The organism is Falsiroseomonas sp., assembly GCF_051859025.1.
In the GTDB taxonomy this organism is placed as follows: Bacteria; Pseudomonadota; Alphaproteobacteria; order Acetobacterales; family Acetobacteraceae; genus Falsiroseomonas.
Map to the genome: position 1 here is coordinate 42,146 of NZ_JBHYGL010000015.1, position 18,455 is coordinate 60,600.

Sequence of the window (18,455 nt, forward strand, 5' to 3'; positions counted from 1 at the left end):
CTAGAGAAAACGCTCGGCCCGATAGGGCTCCGGCGGGATGAAGGGGGCCTCGCCCGTCATCATCTCCGCCAGCATCCGCCCCGTGGTCGGCCCCAGCGTCAGCCCCTGATGCGCATGGCCGAAAGCGCACCAGGCGCCGTCCTGGCCGGGCAGGGGGCCGATCACCGGCAGCATGTCCGGCATGCAGGGCCGCGTGCCCATCCAGGGCGTCGCTTCCACGCGATCGCCCAGCGGCAGCAGCCCCCGCGCCACGGGCTCCGCCTGGTCCAGCTGCACCGGCGTCGGCGGCGCGTCGGGGGCGGCGAATTCCGCGCCGGTGGTCAGGCGGACCCCCGCGCGCATCGGCGCCAGCAGGAAGCCGCTTGGCGTGTCCAGGATCGGGCGGTGCAGCACCGCATTGCCGCGCAGCCCGAAATGCCGGTGGTAGCCGCGCTTGCCGAACAGCGGCGGCGCGTAGCCGAGCTTGCGCGTCACCATGGTGGCCGAGGCACCAAGCGCGATCACGACCTCCGCCGCCTCCATTGCCCCTTCCGCCGTCATCACCCGCCAGCCCGCACCGGCGCGTTCCAGCGTGGCGGCATCGCCGATCACGAAGCGCCCGCCTTCCTCCGCGAAGCGCGCGGCATATTCCAGCACCAGCGCCTGCGGATCGCTGACCGACAGGGGGTCGGTCCAGTGGATCGCCCCCGCGCGCCCCACCATCAGATGCGGCTCCGCCGTCGCCAGGCCCTGGCGGTCCAGCGCGACGAAGTTCACGCCATGCTCCGCCCGCGCGCGCTCCGCCTGGCGCAGCGCCGCCTCCATCCCCGCGGCATCGCCATACAGCCGCATCCAGCCGATCGGCCGGAGCAGCGCCATCGCCGGCGTATTGCGGGCGAGAGCCAGGTGTTCGTCGAGGCAGGTCTCGATCAGCGCGGCATGCGCCGCCGCCGCCCTCTCGTAACGCGCGGGCTCCGAATGCCACCAGTATTGCAGCAGCGGCGATGCGAAGCCCGGCAGCGCGCGCAGGTGGTAGCGCGCATCGATGGCGCGGTTGCCGGCGATGCGCAGGATCTCCCGCGCCTGACGGGGAAAGGCGTGCGGAAAGACCGCTTCCCGCTGAATCAGCCCGCCATTGCCGAAGGATGCCCCCTCCCCGGGCTGCTGGCGGTCCACCAGCACCACATCCCGCCCACGCCGCGCCAAGTGCAGCGCGACGGAGACGCCGACCATACCGGCGCCCAGCACCAGGACCGACATGCTCATCGCCGAAGCCCCATCGCCTCAGCGGGCGGGGCGTGCGTGCACCGCCACAACCTGCTCATCCATCCGCGGCGTGTAGGTGATGGTCCTGCGCGTGCCGATCACCGTCATCTGCACATAGAGCGGGATCTGCACATGCATCGCCTGCACGTCGTGCATCATCTCCCGCAGCGCGGCCTCCCGCCCGCCATCCATGCGTACCATCACCTCCCTGATGCGCGCATCCAGCGCCGGGTCGCTGAAGCCCGCGCGGTTGGCACCACCCAGAAGCCCCGTCGGCTCCCGCGTGTGGAAGGAAGTGGACAGCACGTAGGACGCATCGCCGGAGGAGAAGGAACGGCCCACGAAATGCACCGGCAACGTCACGCGCGCCGGGCGGATGCGCGGGAAGAACACCGTGCTGGGCGTCACGTCCACAGTCATCCTGAGGCCCGCACGGGACAGCATCTGCCCCACCGCCTGGCAGATGCGCGCGTCGTTGACGTAGCGGTCGTTGCTGCAGGCGATGGTCAGGCCGAAGCCCTCGGGATAGCCCGCCTCCGCCAGCAGCCGCCGCGCCGCCGCGGCATCGCCGGCCGGCAGCCGCGCCGCGGGATCGTAGCCGCCGAAGCCTTCCGGCGTCAGCTGGCCGGACGCCACGGCCTGGCCTTCCATCACGCGGTCCACCAGCGCCGCGCGATCGATGGCGAGCGACAACGCCTGGCGCACCCGCACATCCGACAGCGGGTTCACCGGCAGCGGCTGCCCTGCCGCATCCACCACCAGCGGCAAGGGGTCCCGCGCCACATTCAGCGAGAGGTACATGATCCGGTCGGTCGGGCGCGCCGCGATGTTCACGCGCCCCTCCCGCCGCAGCCGGGCGACATCGCCCAGCGGCACATCCTCGATCAGGTCGAAATCGCCGGCCAGCAGGCCCGCGAGCCGCGCCGCGTCATTCGCCACGACCCGGACGTTCACCTGGCTCCAGGCCGGCTGGGTGCCGTGATAGCCGGAAAAGCGTTCCAGCTGCATGCCGGAAGGCGTGACGCCGCCGCCCACCACGCGATAGGGCCCGGTGCCGATCGCCGCGCGCCCCGCGTTGAAATCCTGCGTGCTGGCCTGCGCGGCCGCGCGGGCGGAGACGATGAAGACATTCGTCATCTGCCCCGGGATCACCGGGTTGGGTTCGCTGGTGTGCAGCCGCACCGTCAGCGGGTCCACCACCTCCACCCGGCTGATCGTGCGCAGATTGATCGTATAGGGCCCGATATTGCCCGGCACAGCAGGGATGCGCGCGATGGAGAAGGCGATGTCATCCGCCGTGAAGGGCGTGCCGTCGTGGAACGTGACGCCCGCGCGCAGCTTCAATTCCCAGATCTGCGGCTCCACCGCCCGCCAGCTTTCGACCGCGCCCGGCACCTGGCGGCTGTTCTCGTCGCGGCTGATCACCGTGTCGTAGATGTGGCGCGCGGCGGCCATGTTGGGGCCGTTGAAGAAGAAATGCGGATCGATCCCGAAGGTCGATTGCACCGCCATCGTCAGCGTCTGCGCCGCGGCGGGCAACGGTGTCGCCAGCGCCCCAATCAACGCCCCAGTCAACGCCATTTGGCGCAGGGTGGTCGGCAGCTTCAGCATGTCACGCCTCCGGTGATCGCACCGTGGCGAAGCTTCGGGGCTGCCGCCGGCAGCGTCAACAGCTAGCCTGGGCGCTCCCCTTGGCGCCTCAGGCTCCGCGTGAAACGGGCACCGCCCTCCACGAAGCCGGTCGCGGCGCAGAAGCCGCGCATCGCCTCCCCATCCTCGGCCAGCGCCATCTCCAGCGCCCCGCAGCCGGCGCTGCGCGCGGCCTGCGCGGCGGCTTTCACCAGCAGCCGCCCGATGCCCCGCCGCCGGCTGTCCTGCCCCACCAGCAGCAGCGTCACCTGCGCCACCGGCCGATCCTCCAGCAGCGACGGATACCAATGCAGCGCGATGACGCCGCTCGGCGGCCCCCATTCCTGCGCGATCAGCACCGTGCCGGCGCCCTGGCGCAGCGCCTCCACCCTGGTGGCGATGACGCGGCCCGCAGCCTGCTCCCCGGCCTCCGCCAGCAATTCGGCCAGCCCCGGCGCATCGGCCGCCGTCGCGGCCCGGATTTCGAGGCCATACCGGGATGTCACGCGGCCTTGTCCCCTGCCGTCACGCCGAACGCCGCGCGGGGCGCCCCTTTCACATTGACGCTGGCCGCGCCCCCATGCGACGGGCGCATCACGATCACCGCAAAGGCCCTCCCCCGATGCACCGCCCGCTACTGCTGGCCTGCCTGTTCCTCGCCAATGCCCCGGCCCTGGCGGCTGACCTCGTGGTGAACGTCACCAACATCCGCTCCGCGGGCGGCACCATCGGCTGCGCGCTGCACAGCGCCGACCGCGGCGGCTTCCCTGGCGATGCCGCCGGCGCCGTCCTGCGCAGCCGGCCCGCCAATCCCGCCGGCGTCACCTGCCGCTTCGATGGCATCGCGCCCGGCACCTATGCCGTCGCCGTCACCCATGACGAGAACGGCAATGGCCGCCTCGACAGCAATTTCTTCGGCATCCCGACGGAGGATTGGGGCGTCTCCAACAACATCCGCCCCGGCCGTCGGGCGCCCCGCTTCGAGGAGGCCGCCCTGCAGGTCGCCGACGGCCCCGCCCGGATCATCGAGGTGCGGCTGGGCCGCTGAGGCGGCCCTCACACGTCGAGGTTTGCCACCTTCAGCGCGTTCCCCACGATGAACTCGCGTCGCGGCTCCACCACATCGCCCATCAGGGTGGAGAAGACCTGCTCCGCATCCTCCACATCCTCCACCCGCACCCGCAGCAGCGTGCGCACGGTGGGGTCGAGCGTGGTCTTCCAGAGCTGGTCGGGGTTCATCTCCCCCAGCCCCTTGAAGCGCTGGATGGTCAGGCCGCGGCGGCCTTGAGCAAAGATGCGCTCGAAGGCCAGCAGCGGGCCGTGTTGCGTGGTCTCCGGCCCCTCGAAGGACACCATCGCGGGCCCGGCGGCGTAGTCGCGGGCGAAGGCCTCCCGCCGCTCATCCAGCCAGCGCGCCTCCGCGCTCCGCAGCGCCGCGGGGTCCAGCAGGTGGCGTTCGGTCACGCCGCGCACCACGCGGAACAGCGCGAGCCCCGCGCCATCCGCCGTCGCCTTCCAGCCCCGCTCGCTTTCCGGCGACAGCGCATCCAGCCGCTGCGCCAGCAGCGCCGCGCCGGCCAGCGCGCGATCGGTGTCGAGCGTCAGCGCCCCCGCCACCGCCGCCTGTTCGATGATGCCGGCCGGCACCTGCGTGGCCAGGCGCCGGATGCGCGCGGCCACCTGGCGCAGCCGCTCCACCTCCTCCGCCAGTTCCGCGCCGCGCAGTTCCCGCCCATCGGCAAAGCGGACCCTGGCGCCGTTCAGCGCCTTCTCGATGAGAAAATCCTCGAGAGCCCGGTCATCCTTCAGGTAGCGCTCGTCATTGCCACGCTTGGCGCGATAGAGCGGCGGCTGCGCGATATACAGATGCCCGCGCTCGATCAGCGACGGCATCTGCCGGAAGAAGAAGGTCAGCAGCAGCGTGCGGATATGGCTGCCGTCCACGTCGGCATCCGTCATGATGACGATGCGGTGGTAGCGCAGCTTGTCGGCGCTGAAGCCGCCCTTGTCCTCCGGCCCCGGCCCGATCCCGGTGCCGAGCGCCGTGATCAGCGTGCCGATTTCCGCGCTGGACAGCATCTTGTCCATCCGCGCGCGCTCGACATTCAGGATCTTGCCCTTCAGCGGCAGGATCGCCTGGAAGCGTCGGTCGCGCCCCTGCTTGGCGGAGCCACCCGCGCTGTCACCCTCGACGATGAAGATTTCCGACTTCGCCGGGTCCTTCTCCTGGCAATCCGCCAGCTTGCCCGGCAGGGTCGAGATATCGAGCGCGTTCTTCCGCCCCACCTTGTCCCGCGCCAGCTGCGCCGCCTTCCGCGCGGCGGCGGAGAGCACCACCTGCTCGATGACGAGCTTGGCTTCCTTCGGATGCGTCTCGAACCAGTGGGACAGCGCGTCGGCGACGGCCATGTGCACCACCGGCTGCACCTCGGACGACACCAGCTTGTCCTTGGTCTGGGAGCTGAACTTGGGGTCCGGCACCTTCACGGAGATGACCGCGGTCAGGCCCTCCCGCATGTCGTCGCCGATCAGCTCCACCTTCTCCTTCTTCGCCAAATCCTCGGCGTATTTCATCACCACGCGCGTCAGCGCCTGGCGGAAGCCCGCCTGGTGTGCGCCGCCATCCCGCTGCGGGATGTTGTTCGTATAGCAAAGCGCCATTTCGTGCGGCGACGTGTTCCACCACATCGCGAGCTCGACGCGGATGCCCTCCGTCGCCTTGCTGACCAGGCTGACCGGCGGCTTGAAGATCGGCTCCTTGCTGCGATCCAGCCATTCGACGAAGGCGACGAGGCCGCCCTTGAACTCGAAGGCCACTTCCTGCGCCGGCACGTGCCGGTCGTCCTTCAGGCTGATCTTGAGGCCCGAATTCAGGAAGGCCAGTTCCCGCAGGCGCCGTTCCAGGATGGCGAATTCGAATTCGACCTTGGTGAAGGTGCCCGAGGACGGCTTGAACGTCACCTCCGTGCCATGCTGGTGGTCGGACGGGCCGATGATCTTCAGCGGCACCACCGTGTCGCCATGCTCGAAGCGGATGAAGTGTTCCCGCCCGTCGCGCCAGATGCGGACTTCCATCCACTCCGACAGGGCGTTCACCACCGCCGCGCCCACGCCGTGCAGGCCGCCGGAGACCTTGTAGCTGTTCTGGTTGAACTTGCCGCCGGCATGCAGCCTGGTCAGCACCACCTCGGCGGCGGAGACGCCTTCCTCATGGTGGATGTCCACCGGAATGCCGCGGCCGTCATCCGTGACGGTAACGCTGCCATCGCCGTTCAGCACGACATGGCAGGTGGTCGCGAAGCCCGCCTGGGCCTCGTCCACCGCATTGTCGATGATCTCGAAGGCCATGTGGTGCAGGCCGGAGCCGTCATCGGTATCGCCGATATACATGCCCGGCCGCTTGCGGACGGCTTCCAGCCCCCGCAGCACGGTGATGGAGGCGCTGTCATAGGCATCCGCCCCCGGATTGACCCCTTGGTCGCCCGGGTTCGGGTCCCCCGGCTTCGGGCTGTTCGGGTCGTTGGCGCGCGCATCGGCGTCGGACATGCCGGCGGAGGCTCCTGGAAATCGGCTTGGAATCCCGGCCAGTATAGGCTTTCCGGCAGGATTCGGCACGGGGTGATTCGAATTCGCAATCAGACGGCGGCCAGGCCCTCGGGCGTCGCCCGGAACGTCTCGGCGATGCCCTGGAGCGGAGCGAAAATATCCGGCTCCGTGCCGGTCAGGAAGACCTGGGCCGGCAGGCCGGCCAGGGCCGCATAAAGCGCTTCCCGCCGCCCCTGGTCCAGATGGGCCGCGACCTCGTCCAGCAGCAGCAGGGGCGCGAAGCCCCGCGCGGCGCCGATCAGCGCGGCATGGGCCAGCACGGTCGAGACCAGCAGCGCCTTCTGTTCCCCGGTCGAGCACAGCTCCGCCGGCTGGCCCTTGGGCAGGTGCACAAGGGTCATGTCCGTCCGGTGCGCGCCCATCTGCGCGCCCCCCGCCGCGGCATCCCGCCCCCGCCCGGCGGCCAGGTCGGCCCGCAGCCTCTCCTCCACCGCCAGGGCCGGCGCTTCCGCCAGCGCCGCGGCGATCGGGCAGGCCAGGTCGATCCGCGCGGCCGGGAAGGCGCCCGTGGCGGTGCCGGCCGCCAACAGCGCGTTCAGCCGGATGGCCAGCGCCCGGCGCGCCGCCACCGCCGCCACCGCGTGGCGGGCCATCGCATCCTCCAGCGCCGCCAGCCAGGCGGCATCCCGCCGCCCTTCCGCCAGCAGCCGGTTCCGCCCGCTCATCGCCGTGTCATGGGCGGCCACTTCCCGCGCATGGCCGGGCTCCAGCGCCCAGACGAGGCGGTCCAGGAAGCGCCGCCGCCCGCTGGCCCCGTCCTGGAACAGCCGGTCCATCTGCGGCGTCAGCCAGACGGCCCCGGCCCGCCGGGCGAGTTCCGCCTGGCTCTTCGCGGGCTCCCCATCCAGCGTGTATTTGCGCCGCGCCGCATCGCCGGCCTCGGCCGTGGTGCCGGTGCCGATCTCGGCCGGGCCGTCCGGCCCGTCGAAGGCGCCCCAGGCCACCCAGGGCCGCGCCGCCCCGCCGCCCGGCGGCCGCCGGCCGATCTCCCCGGCCCGCGCGCCCCGCAGCCCGCGCCCAGGACCGAGCAGGCTGATCGCCTCCAGCAGGTTGGTCTTGCCCACGCCATTCGGCCCGGCGATGGCGACGATCCGGCCGGCGAAGCGGGCCTCGAAGGCCGGATAGGACCGGAAATCGGTCAGCCGCAGCCGCAGCAGGCGAAGCGGCGGCGCCTCGGGCACGGGCATCTCATGCAGGGGAAGACCCGCCGGGGCGCCTTCTGGCAGGGGGCCGGCTGACGGGTCAGGAAGGGCGGCCAGGGACCTGTTCCGGTGAAGGGGCGCGACCGCCGGGATTAGGGCGAACGAAGCCGGAACGTCAAGATACGTCCCCCGACGGCGGCGCGCCCCCCACCCCGCCCTCCACCCCGTTGGCCGTCGCCGCCAGCGGGATCGCGATGTCGCATTCCAGCCCGGATGGCGCCCAGCGCTTCTCCATCCTGCCCCCCAGCTGGAAGCGGATGGTCTGTTCGATCACGCGGGACCCGAAGCCCTTGCGCGCGGGCTCCACCGGCACCGCCGGCCCGCCGCTCTCCCGCCAGGCCAGGTACAGCCAGGCCGAGTCCAGGCACCAGGTGATCTGCAATCGCCCCGCCGGGCTGGAAAGCGCGCCATACTTCACCGCATTGGTCGCCAACTCATGCACCGCCATGGCCAGCGCCTGCACGGCGCGGACCGGCAGGGATACCGGCGGGCCGGACAGGGCAACCACCGGCTCCCCCGTGCCCTCGGTTGCCGCGGCCTGGAAGGCGCGCAACTCCGCCTCCAGCAGCGCACGCAGGTCGCCTTCCCGCCACTGGCTTTCCGCCAGCATGCTCTGCGCCCGCGCCAGCGCGGCGACGCGCCCTTCCACGGCGCGGACATAGCTGGCGTAGTCCGGCGCCTTGGTCAGCCGCAGCGCCGCCTGCACCACGGCCAGCGTGTTCTTGGCGCGGTGCGTCACCTCGAAGGCCAGCAGCGCCGTGCGTTCCTCCGCCTGGCGCCGCTGCGTGACATCCATCGCCACGCCGGACAGCCGGCCCGGCAAGGCGAGGCCGAAGGGGGATGCGGGGCCATAGCCGGCGGACGCCTCCCCCCGCAGCATCACCCAGCGCTGCCCGCCATCCGGCAGCAGCACCCGGTATTCCGCCGCCAGCCGCCCGCCATCCCGCGCCAGGCGCCGCAATTCGGCCTGCGCGGCCGCCCGGTCATCCGGGTGCAGGCTGGCCACCAGCGCGGCCTCATCCAGCACCGCATCGGGCGCCAGGCCGAACAGCCCCCGCAGCCCGCCGGCATCGGCTACCGTGCCATCCGCCGCCATGTCGAAGGCGCGGATGCCCGCCGCATCCTGCGCCCGCTTCAGATTGCCCTCGCTGGCCCGCAGCGCGCCGGCCAGTGCGGCATTCGCCTCCTCCAGCGCCCGGTTCGCCGCCCCCAGCGCCTGGTTCGTGGCCTCCAGCCGGGTCTGCTGCTGCCGTTCCCGCAGGCTCAGCAGCAGCAGGGCGAGGGTGGCGGGCACGCCGAACAGCATGTGGTTGGCCATGGTGGTGCGCCATTCCGCCGCCACCGCGGCCAGCGGCCGGCTGGCCACCGCCAGCACCGGGAAGCCGTCCAGCTTCTGCGCCGCCAGGATCATCCCGCCCTCATGACGCATCGCCCGGCCGGTGGGCGCGGCCTCCGCGACCAGGGCGGAGGGTGCCGGGATGCCTTGCGGGCTGGCGATGGCGGTGCTGGCCAGCGCCTGGCCGTCATCCCGGATCAGGGCGAGGGCATCGTCGTCCTGCCGCAGCAGCCGCCGCATCGCCGGCTGCAGCCGGTGCGGATAGACGGAGAGGTTGACCGCCCCGTCGAAGGCATCCGGCGCCAGGCCATTCGCCGTGAAGCCGCGGCGGCGACTGACCGCGAAGAAGGGCACGCCATCGAAGCGGGAGACATAGACCTGGCTGATATGGAATCGCGGCGGGGTATCCGCGCGCAGCGCCAGGAAGAAGTCGCGGTCCGCCGCCGTCGGCCGGTCCCGCGGCACCGGGAACAGGTTCGCCGCCAGCAGTGCCGTCCCCGTGCGGTCGATCACATAGGCCGCTTCCGCTTCCGCTTCCGGCACGTCCGGGATCAGCGCCGCCAATTGCCGGTGCAGCGCTTCCTCCCGCGCCGTGATCTCGGCATCCGACAGGCCGCGGGTCAGGTCATTCACCCGCCCGGCGCTGACGACATAGCCCGCCAGCACGCGGGTGCCGAATTCGGCGCCGGTATCGGCGGTCTGCCGCAGCGCCGCCTCGGCCTCCGCCAGCGTGTTCCACCAGGCGATCGTCCCGCCGCCCAGCAGCAGCGCCAGCGGCAGCAGCACCGCCGCGGCGGGCAGCGCCCATGATGATGCCGCGCCGCCGCGCCGCCGGCCGGCCGGCCGAAGCGCCTGCCGATCCGGCCCGGCCGCCACCGCCATCCCGGCCCCGGCGCCTTCCAACCGCCACCCTTTCCTGCCACCTGAAATGGGCCGCGAAGCCTCACCTGTCCGCGCGGGGCGCGCAATCACGGCCATGGCGGCGCCCCGTCACGTGACGGTGACAGGGAACGGCATCAGGTTAAAGTCCATATCGCAGCGGGGATGACGGGGCCGTCACCCCCCAGGCGTGTCCCGGCGGCGCTTCACGATCATCAGCGCCTCCCTCAGCACTTCCTGCGTGAAGCCGTGCTGGCCATAGACCGCCTGCGCCTGCTCGATCGACATCGCGACCGCCCCGCGCAGCATGAGACCGTCCTTGACGGGCTCGACCTCGACATGAGAACATGGTCCTAACATCGCCCGCAGATCCCGCCGCAGCGTGATCTGGTTCTGCGGCGATATCTTCAGAAGGACCCTCATGACCCGAGCCTCCGATCCAGCAAACCCGCCGCGGAATGCGGCTAAAGGTGCTAAACCGGCATAAAGGATAGTATTCCTAAAATCAAGCTAAACCCGATGGAGGGCCCAGGGCCCGCGCCGCCGGCCCGCCGCCTTCCGCGATCAGCGCCGCCACCATCCGCGCATAATCCTCCCGGCTCAGCGGCCCCTGTTCCCGGTGCCAGAGGTGGTGCCAGTTCAGCATGGCGAAGAAGCTCATGGTCAGCGGCTTCAGCAGCCGCCGGTCCTCCGCCAGGCCCGGATGCAGGTCCGCCACCATCGCCGCGGCCTCCGCCACCAGGGCGCGTTCCAGGGACCGCAGCGCCTCCTGCTGCGGGGGGGCCAGCAGGGTCAGGCAGGTGATCTGCACGCGATGCACCGCATCCGCGTCGCGATAGGCATCGAGCAGCAGGAAGGCCAGCGTCTCCAGCCGCGCGCGCGGCGTGCCCGTGGTGGCGGCCGCGCCGCGCGCGATCTCCACGAGTTGCTGCAGGTGCTGCGCCAGCACGTCGAACAGCAGCGCCGCCTTGTCCGGCCAGTAGTGGTAGACCAGGGTCTTGGAGACGTTGCCCGCCTTGGCCAGCATCGCCAGCGAGGCACGGTCATAGCCATGCGCGGCGAAAAGCTCCGCCGCCTGCTTCAGGATCGCCTGGCGCTTCTCCTCATGATCCGCGGCCCTCGGTCGTGCCATCTCAGCGCGGCCTCCGGTCGAGCACGCGCTTCGCCTTGCCCAGGCTGCGCTCGATCGCGCCGGCATCACGGACATCGATGGCGGCGGTGACGCCGATGATGGCCTTGACGTAGTGCGCCAGCGTCTTCGCCGCGCGGTCGCGTTCATCGGGCGTCGTGCCGGGTTCGGCCTCCACCGCGATGGTCATGGCATCCAGCGGCCCCTCGCGCGTCAGGATAAGCTGGTAATGCGGCGCCAGGTCGGGCACGCGGAGGATCTGTTCCTCCACCTGGGACGGGAACAGGTTCACCCCGCGCAGGATGATCATGTCGTCGCTGCGGCCGGTGATCTTCTGCATCCGCCGGAAGGCGGGCCGCGCCGTGCCGGGCATCAGGCGGGTCAGGTCGCGCGTGCGGTAGCGGATGATGGGCATGGCCTGCTTGGTCAGGCTGGTGAAGACGAGCTCCCCCGGCTCCCCATCCGGCACCGGGTCGCCGGTGTTCGGGTCCACGACCTCCGGGAAAAAGTGATCCTCCCAGATATGCGGGCCGTCCTTCGTCTCCACGCATTCATTGGCAACGCCGGGGCCGATCACTTCCGACAGCCCGTAGATGTCCACGGCCTGGATGCCGAAGGCATCCTCGATCTGCGCGCGCATCGCCTCCGTCCAGGGCTCCGCGCCGAAGATGCCGATCTTGAGCGACGTGCCGCGGGGGTCCTTCCCCTGCCGCCGGAACTCATCCAGCAGCGCCAGCATGTAGGAGGGCGTGACCATGATGATGTCGGGCGCAAAATCCTCGATGAGTTGCACCTGGCGTTCCGTCATGCCGCCGGACATGGGCACGACGGCGCAGCCCAGCGCCTCCGCCCCGTAATGCGCGCCGAGCCCGCCGGTGAACAAGCCGTAGCCATAGGCGATATGCACCATCATGCCCGGCCGCCCGCCGCTGGCGCGGATGGACCGCGCCATCACCTGCGCCCACATGGCGATATCGTCGGCGGTGTAGCCGACGACGGTCGGCTTGCCCGTGGTGCCGGAGGAGGCGTGGATGCGTGCGAGTTTGTCGCGCGGCACGGCGAACAGGCCGAAGGGGTAGTTCTCCCGGAGATCCGCCTTCGTCGTGAAGGGGAAGCGCCGCAGATCCTCCAGGGCATGGAGGTCGTCCGGCGTCACGCCCGCCGCGTCGAAGGCCCGGCGGTAATGCGGCACCTTGTCGTAGACGAGCCGGAGCGTCGCGCGCAGCCGATCCAGCTGCAGCGCGCGCAACTCGCCGATCGACAGACGCTCGCCCTCATCCAGCAGGTCATCCGTTGCCATCGGTCGTTTCCTCCACAAGCTGGCCGTCGATGATCCGGGAGAGGCCGCGGAAGACGGCGATGGCGCGCCCCTGCTGGTCCGTCACCGTGACGTCGGAAATCCCGCTGCGCCCCGCGGTCTGGGTCTGCACGGCATGCGCCGTCAGCACATCATCCAGCTTCGCGGGGCGGAGATAGGTGATGGTGTTGGACTGCGCGACGGCGCGGCGGTTGAAGCTGTTGCAGGCGAAGGCGAAGGCGCTGTCGGCCAGCGTGAAGATGAAGCCGCCATGCGCGATGCCATGCCCGTTCACCATGCGAGGCTCGATCCGCATGGTCAGCACGGCCTCCCCCGGCGCCACGCGCGCGATCGCCATGCCGAGCCCGGCCGAGGCCTGGTCCTCCGCCCACATCGCGCGGGCGCAGGCTTCCGCGATGGCCTGCGGCGTCATTCCGGCGCGCCCGTGAAGCGCGCGGGGCGCTTCTGTTGGAAGGCCGCGACACCTTCCGCGTAATCCGTACTGCGGCCGAGGTCCCGCTGCACCTCGGCCTCCAGCGCCAGCTGCTGTGCCAGGCTGTTGCCCTCCGCCGCATCCAGCACGCGCTTCGTCGCCGCCAGCGCCTCCGCCGGCAGGCGCGCCAGCCTGGCACAAAGGGCTTCCGCTTCCGCCATCAGCGATGCCGCCGGCACCGCGCGATAGACCAGGCCCATGGAAGCGGCTTCCGCGCCGCTGATCGTGTCGCCCAGCATCGCCAAGGCCCGCGCCCGCGCGGGGCCGATGAGGCGCGGCAGCATCCAGGTCGCACCGCTATCCGGAATCAGGCCGATACGAATGAAGGCCTGGGAGAATTTCGCATCCTCCGCCGCCAGCGTGATGTCGCAGGCCAGCGCGACGGAAGCCCCCGCCCCCGCGGCGACGCCCTGCACCGCGCAGACCACCGGCTTCGGCAGCCCGCGCAGCGCCGCCACCAGCGCGTTCCACCCGCGATCCAGCACCGCGCCCAGATCGACATCCCGCTCCGTCAGCCCCGGCTCCGCCAGATCCTGCCCCGCGCAGAAGCCCCGCCCCGCGCCGGCCAGCAGCACCGCGCGGCAGGCGGGGTCCTCGCCCGCCTCCGCCAGCGCCTGGCGCAGCGCCGCATGCAGCCCCGCATCGAAGGCGTTCAGCCGCTGCGGGCGATTAAGCGTGAGCACGCGATACCCGTCCCGCTGCTCCACCAGCAGCACCGGCGCCGTTTCCGTCATGCGAAGCCCTCCCTCGATTCTGCTTGACGCAGAGGCAGCAATAGGTTTATTTACCTACCGCACCCTTTCTATTGACTGAACGCGCGGTCAGCTTATTCTCGCCCGAAATACCAAGTCAAACAGGGAGGCTCCATGGCCGAGTTCCGGCACCAGGACCTGCTGGACCAGGCGGTCGCCGCGGCACGCTCGCGCGCACATTTCTCGGCCTATCCGGAAGCGCCCTCGGGCAAGATCTATGGCGAGACCGCCAAATCCGACGCCGAAGCCGCCTTCGCCGCCCTGCTCGGCAAGCCCTTCGAGCGCGGGGATGCGCTGGTCGGCGATGAACGATCCCCCTTCGGCCTCACGCTCGGCATCACCTATCCCGCGCTCCCCCCCACCACCCTGGTCGCCCGTGCCGAGGCCGCTGCGCCCGCCTGGGCAAACGCCGATCCCGCCACCCGCGCCGGCGTGCTGCTGGAAATCCTGCACCGGCTGAATCGCGACAGCTTCCTGATGGCCAATGCGGTGATGCACACCACCGGCCAGGCCTTCGTCATGGCCTTCCAGGCTGGCGGCCCCCACGCCCAGGACCGCGGCCTGGAAGCCGTGGCCTATGCCATGGAGGAGCTTTCCCGCGTTCCCACCGCCGCGTCCTGGCACAAGCCGGCGGGGCGCGACGTGCTGCGGATGGACAAGCGTTTTCGCGCCGTGCCGCGCGGCATCGGCCTGGTCATCGGCTGCGCCACCTTCCCGACCTGGAACGGCTATCCCGGCCTCTTTGCCAGCCTCGCCACCGGCAATGCCGCCATCGTCAAGCCGCACCCCGCCGCCATCCTGCCCCTCGCCCTGACGGTCCGCACCGCCCGCGCCGTGCTGGCCGAGGCCGGCTTCGCGCCGGATGTGGTGCAACTCGCCCCCGATACGCACGAGGCGCCGATCGCGGAGCAGCTGGCGACCCACCCCGCCATCGGCATCGTCGATTTCACCGGCGGCCCCGCCTTCGGCGCGCGGCTCCGCAGCCTCATCGCCGGGCGCAAGGCGCTGCACACGGAGGAAGCGGGCATCAACCCCGTGGTGCTGCACTCCACCGCGGATTTCGCCGGCCTCTGCCGCAACCTCGCCTTCTCCCTCGCCCTCTACAGCGGCCAGATGTGCACCGCCCCCCAGAACATTTTTGTCAGTGCCACCGGCATGGACACCGACCAGGGCCGCAAGAGCTTCGACGAGGTCGCCACCGCCATCGTCGCCGCGCTGGACGATCTGCTTGCAGACCCCGCCCGCGCCGCCGGCGTGCTCGGCGCCATCCAGAATCCCGCGACGCTGACGCGCATCGCCGCCGCGCGCCGCCTCGGCCGCGTGCTGCGGGACAGCGCGCCCCTGCCAGGCGAGGCCCGCACCGCCACGCCGCTGGTGGTGGAGGTCCTGGCCGATGCCGAGGAAGCCTGGGGCGAGGAACGCTTCGGCCCCATCGCCTTCCTGATCCGCTGCCCCGATCCTGAATCCGCCCTCCGCCTGGCCGCCGATTCCACCAGGGCGCGCGGCGCCATCACCGCCCTTGTCCACAGCACGGACGACGCCTTCCTCGCCCGCGCAGAGGCCGCCTTCGCGCGTGCCGGCGTGGCGCTGTCGGAAAACCTGACCGGCGGCGTCTTCGTCAACCAATCCGCCGCCTTCAGCGACTACCACGTCTCCGGCGCCAACCCTGCCGGCACCTCCTGCCTCACCGACGCCGCCTTCGTCGCCAACCGCTTCCACATCGCGATGGTGCGACGCCCTTCTGCCGCCTGAACGAACAACAACGTCCAAGGGAGTGCACGCATGTCACTGGGAATGTTCCTGCGCCGGGGGGTGATCGCCGCCGGCGCCCTCATGCTCGCCACGCCGGTCCTGGCGCAACGCGCGCCGGAGCCGATCCGCATCGGCGCGGTGTTGTCCGTCACCGGCCCCGCCAGCTTCCTGGGCGATCCGGAGGACAAGACGCTCCGCCTCTACGTCAACCGCATCAACCAGGCCGGCGGCGTCAATGGCCGACCCTTGCAGTTGATCATCTATGACGATGCCGGCGACGCCAACCGCGCCCGCACCTTCGCGACCCGCCTGGTGGAGGATGACCGCGTCATCGCCATGGTCGGCGGCACCACCACCGGCACGACGCTCGCCATGCGCCCGGTCTTCGAGGATGCGCGCATCCCCTTCATCTCCCTCGCCGGCGGCATCGAGATCATCGATCCCGTCCAGCCCTTCACCTTCAAGACCCCCCACACCGACCGCATGGCCTGCGAGAAGATCTTTGCCGATATCCGCGCGCGCGGCCTGACGCGCGTCGGCATGATTTCCGGCACGGACGGCTTCGGGCAGTCCATGCGCGGGCAATGCGTGCGCGTCGCCGGTGCCGCTGGGATCACCATCGTGGCGGAGGAAAGCTACGGCCCCCGCGACAGCGACATGACGCCGCAGCTGACGCGGCTCCGCAACGCGGCGGGGATCGAGGCCGTGGTGAACCCCGGCTTCGGCCAGGGCCCCGCCATCGTGACGCGCGGCTACCACCAGCTCGGCATCCGCCTGCCCCTCTATCAGTCCCACGGCGTCGCCAGCCGGGAATTCATCAACCTGGCCACCCCCGCCGCGGCCGAGGGCGTTCGCCTGCCCGCCGCCGCGCTGCTCATCGCCGAACAGCTTCCCGCCAATGATCCGCAGCGCCAGGTGGTGCTGGACTACAAGGCGGCCTTCGAGCGGGAGTTCAACCAGCCCGTCTCCACCTTCGGCGGCCATGCCTATGACGGCCTGATGATCCTGGTGGAGGCGATGCGTCGCGCCAATTCCACGGACGGCACCAGGCTGCGCGACGCCATCCGCGCCACGCGCGGCTTCGTCGGCACCGGCGGCATCGTGAACATGAGCGCGACGGACCATATGGGCCTCGACCTCTCCGCCTTCCGCATGGTGGAGATCAGGAACGGCGACTGGGCGCTTCTCGGGAACTGATCATGCCCTCAGACGCCGGGCGGCCCCTCCGGGGCCTTGGCTTCGCCGCATAGGCGGCGGGCCGCATTCGCGGCCTCGGCATGCGGATAGTGCCGCATGCCGCCTTCAACGACCGAGGGAGACGAGATGCCAGAACTGCTGCAATTCCTCGTCTCCGGCCTCACCATCGGCGCGGTCTATGCGCTGGTGGCGCTGGGCTTCACGCTGATCCACAACGCCTCCGATGTCGTGAACTTCGCGCAGGGCGAATTCGTGATGCTGGGCGGCATGGTGACGGTCTTCGCCACCGCCGCCGGCATCCCCCTGCCGCTCGCAGCCCTGCTCGCCATCGCGGTCGCGGTGCTGGTCGGCCTCGCGCTGCACCGCCTGGCGATCGAGCCCGCGCGCGGTGCCTCCGCCGTCACCCTCATCATCATCACGATAGGCGCCAGCATCTTCCTTCGCGGCGTCGCGCAGATCGTCTTCGACAAGCGTTTCCATCAGTTGCCCGGCTTCTCCGGCAATGACCCCATCATGGTGCTGGGCGCCGCCATCCTGCCGCAGAGCTTCTGGGTCCTGGGCGGTGCGCTGCTCGTCTTCTGCGGGCTGTTCCTGTTCCTGGAACGCACGCTGTTGGGCAAGGCGGTGCTGGCGACGGCGGCGAACCGGCTGGCGGCGCGGCTGGTCGGTGTCGATACCAGCTTCGTCCTGGCGCTCTCCTTCGGGCTGTCGGCGGCGATCGGCGCCCTGGCGGGCATCCTCATCACCCCCATCACGCTCACCTCCTTCGATGTCGGCACGCTGCTGGCGCTGAAGGGTTTTGCCGCCGCCATGCTGGGCGGCATGGGCAGCCCGCTCGGCGCCGTCGTCGGCGGCCTGGTGCTGGGGCTGCTGGAGGCCTTCGGCGCGGGCTACGTCTCCTCCGCCTACAAGGACGCCATCGCCTTCCTGGTGATCCTCGCGGTGCTGTTCGCCATGCCGCAGGGCCTGTTCGGGCATCGCAGCGTGGAGCGCGTGTGATGAACAGCCGGTGGGCGACGCTGCTGATCCTGGCCGCGGTCATCGCGGTGATCCCCTGGTTCTTCCCCTCCGGCTACTACTTCCGCGTGGCCGCCCTGGTCTGGGTCACGGCGCTGGGCGCGGTGGGGTTGCAGGTGCTGATGGGCCAGGCGGGGCAGGTCAGCCTCGGCCATGCCGGCTTCGTCGGCATCGGGGCCTATGCCATGGCGCTGGGGCCGAAATACCTGGGCCTGCCCGTGCTGGCCTGCCTGCCGCTGGGCGCCGTGCTGGCGGGGGTGATCGCCTTCGTCGTCGGCAGGCCGATCCTGCGGCTGAAGGGCCATTACCTCGCGGTCGCGACGCTCGGCTTCGGCATCCTCGTCGCCCTGGTCCTGGTCAGCGAGATCGCCATCACCGGCGGCCCCGATGGCATCCGCATCCCCCGCCCGGAGATTTTCGGCTGGCGCCCCCGCGGTGGCGAGGCCTGGTACTGGATCAACGGGGCCGCGCTGCTCATCGGCGTCTGGCTGGCGCTGAACATCCAGGACAGCCCCGCCGGCCGCGCGCTGGCCGCGCTGCATGACAGCGAAGTGGCCGCGCGGACCATCGGCATCGACGTCGCCCGCCACAAGCTGCGCGCCTTCGTCATCGCGGCCGTCTATGGCGCGGTGGCGGGCGGGCTGATGGCGATGATGAACGGCTTCGTCACCCCCGATGCCGCGGGTTTTCTGCAATCCGTCGAATACGTGACGATGGTGGTGATCGGCGGCCTCGCCTCCGTCCCCGGCGCCGTCGTGGGCGCGGCGCTGCTCGTGCTGCTGCCGCAGGCGCTGACCATGTTCCATGAGTATGAACACGCCGTGCTCGGCCTGCTCATCATGCTGTTCATGATTTTTCTCAGGGTCGGCATCGTGCCTGGCATTTCCTCGATCCTGCGGCGGCGCGCGACATGATGCGCGG

The 18,455-nt window shown here is 70.8% G+C and carries 16 protein-coding genes; 5 read left to right on the forward strand and 11 right to left on the reverse strand.

Annotation, left to right across the window (positions count from 1 at the left end; translation table 11 throughout):
- The 3 genes from ACTIE5_RS15760 to ACTIE5_RS15770 all read right to left on the reverse strand — a co-directional run bounded on the left by ACTIE5_RS15760 (position 1) and on the right by ACTIE5_RS15770 (position 3,380).
- Positions 1-1,245, reverse strand: a complete 1,245-nt coding sequence (locus tag ACTIE5_RS15760; protein ID WP_439550650.1) for an NAD(P)/FAD-dependent oxidoreductase — start codon at positions 1,243-1,245, stop codon at positions 1-3.
- An 18-nt stretch (positions 1,246-1,263) separates the two neighbouring features.
- On the reverse strand, positions 1,264-2,856 hold the full coding sequence (locus ACTIE5_RS15765; protein ID WP_439550651.1) for an ABC transporter substrate-binding protein: 1,593 nt from the start codon (positions 2,854-2,856) through the stop codon (positions 1,264-1,266).
- 62 nt (positions 2,857-2,918) lie between these two features.
- On the reverse strand, positions 2,919-3,380 hold the full coding sequence (locus ACTIE5_RS15770) for a GNAT family N-acetyltransferase (RefSeq protein ID WP_439550652.1): 462 nt from the start codon (positions 3,378-3,380) through the stop codon (positions 2,919-2,921).
- 116 nt (positions 3,381-3,496) lie between these two features.
- Between ACTIE5_RS15770 and ACTIE5_RS15775 the strand changes: the two genes are divergently transcribed.
- Entirely contained in the window at positions 3,497-3,922 is a 426-nt protein-coding gene (locus ACTIE5_RS15775) for a DUF2141 domain-containing protein (protein ID WP_439550653.1), read from the forward strand.
- An 8-nt stretch (positions 3,923-3,930) separates the two neighbouring features.
- Here the strand turns inward: ACTIE5_RS15775 and gyrB are convergent, their stop codons facing one another.
- The 8 genes from gyrB to ACTIE5_RS15815 form a co-directional block, all read right to left on the reverse strand.
- Positions 3,931-6,420 carry a DNA topoisomerase (ATP-hydrolyzing) subunit B gene (gene gyrB / locus ACTIE5_RS15780; protein ID WP_439550654.1) on the reverse strand — a complete coding sequence of 830 codons (2,490 nt, stop codon included), beginning with the start codon at positions 6,418-6,420 and terminating at the stop codon, positions 3,931-3,933.
- An 89-nt stretch (positions 6,421-6,509) separates the two neighbouring features.
- On the reverse strand, positions 6,510-7,667 hold the full coding sequence (gene recF, locus ACTIE5_RS15785; protein WP_439550655.1) for a DNA replication/repair protein RecF: 1,158 nt from the start codon (positions 7,665-7,667) through the stop codon (positions 6,510-6,512).
- A gap of 130 nt (positions 7,668-7,797) precedes the next feature.
- Positions 7,798-9,921, reverse strand: coding sequence for a sensor histidine kinase (locus ACTIE5_RS15790; protein WP_439550656.1), 2,124 nt, complete (start codon positions 9,919-9,921; stop codon positions 7,798-7,800).
- A 153-nt stretch (positions 9,922-10,074) separates the two neighbouring features.
- Positions 10,075-10,320, reverse strand: coding sequence for a hypothetical protein (locus ACTIE5_RS15795; protein ID WP_439550657.1), 246 nt, complete (start codon positions 10,318-10,320; stop codon positions 10,075-10,077).
- Positions 10,321-10,402: 82 nt separating this feature from the next.
- Positions 10,403-11,029 (reverse strand): TetR/AcrR family transcriptional regulator, encoded by a 627-nt coding sequence (locus tag ACTIE5_RS15800; protein ID WP_439550658.1) that lies wholly within the window; start codon positions 11,027-11,029, stop codon positions 10,403-10,405.
- A gap of 1 nt (position 11,030) precedes the next feature.
- On the reverse strand, positions 11,031-12,326 hold the full coding sequence (paaK, locus tag ACTIE5_RS15805; RefSeq protein ID WP_439550659.1) for a phenylacetate--CoA ligase PaaK: 1,296 nt from the start codon (positions 12,324-12,326) through the stop codon (positions 11,031-11,033).
- Positions 12,313-12,756 (reverse strand): hydroxyphenylacetyl-CoA thioesterase PaaI, encoded by a 444-nt coding sequence (gene paaI / locus ACTIE5_RS15810; protein WP_439550660.1) that lies wholly within the window; start codon positions 12,754-12,756, stop codon positions 12,313-12,315. Before paaI ends, paaK begins: the two co-directional genes overlap by 14 nt.
- Positions 12,753-13,550 carry an enoyl-CoA hydratase-related protein gene (locus ACTIE5_RS15815; protein WP_439550661.1) on the reverse strand — a complete coding sequence of 266 codons (798 nt, stop codon included), beginning with the start codon at positions 13,548-13,550 and terminating at the stop codon, positions 12,753-12,755. The genes paaI and ACTIE5_RS15815 overlap by 4 nt, the downstream gene beginning before the upstream one ends.
- Before the next feature lie 132 nt (positions 13,551-13,682).
- On the opposite strand from ACTIE5_RS15815, the gene paaN reads away from it, so the two are divergent.
- From paaN to ACTIE5_RS15835, 4 genes are all read left to right on the forward strand, one after another.
- Entirely contained in the window at positions 13,683-15,320 is a 1,638-nt protein-coding gene (gene paaN, locus ACTIE5_RS15820) for a phenylacetic acid degradation protein PaaN (RefSeq protein WP_439550662.1), read from the forward strand.
- A gap of 30 nt (positions 15,321-15,350) precedes the next feature.
- Positions 15,351-16,517: an ABC transporter substrate-binding protein gene (locus ACTIE5_RS15825; protein WP_439550663.1), complete on the forward strand. Its 1,167-nt coding sequence runs from the start codon at positions 15,351-15,353 to the stop codon at positions 16,515-16,517.
- Between the two features lie 96 nt (positions 16,518-16,613).
- Positions 16,614-17,516, forward strand: a complete 903-nt coding sequence (locus ACTIE5_RS15830) for a branched-chain amino acid ABC transporter permease (protein ID WP_439550664.1) — start codon at positions 16,614-16,616, stop codon at positions 17,514-17,516.
- A complete protein-coding gene (locus ACTIE5_RS15835) occupies positions 17,516-18,448 on the forward strand; it encodes a branched-chain amino acid ABC transporter permease (protein WP_439550665.1) in 933 nt (310 codons plus the stop codon). Before ACTIE5_RS15830 ends, ACTIE5_RS15835 begins: the two co-directional genes overlap by 1 nt.
- The last annotated feature ends 7 nt before the right edge of the window (positions 18,449-18,455 follow it).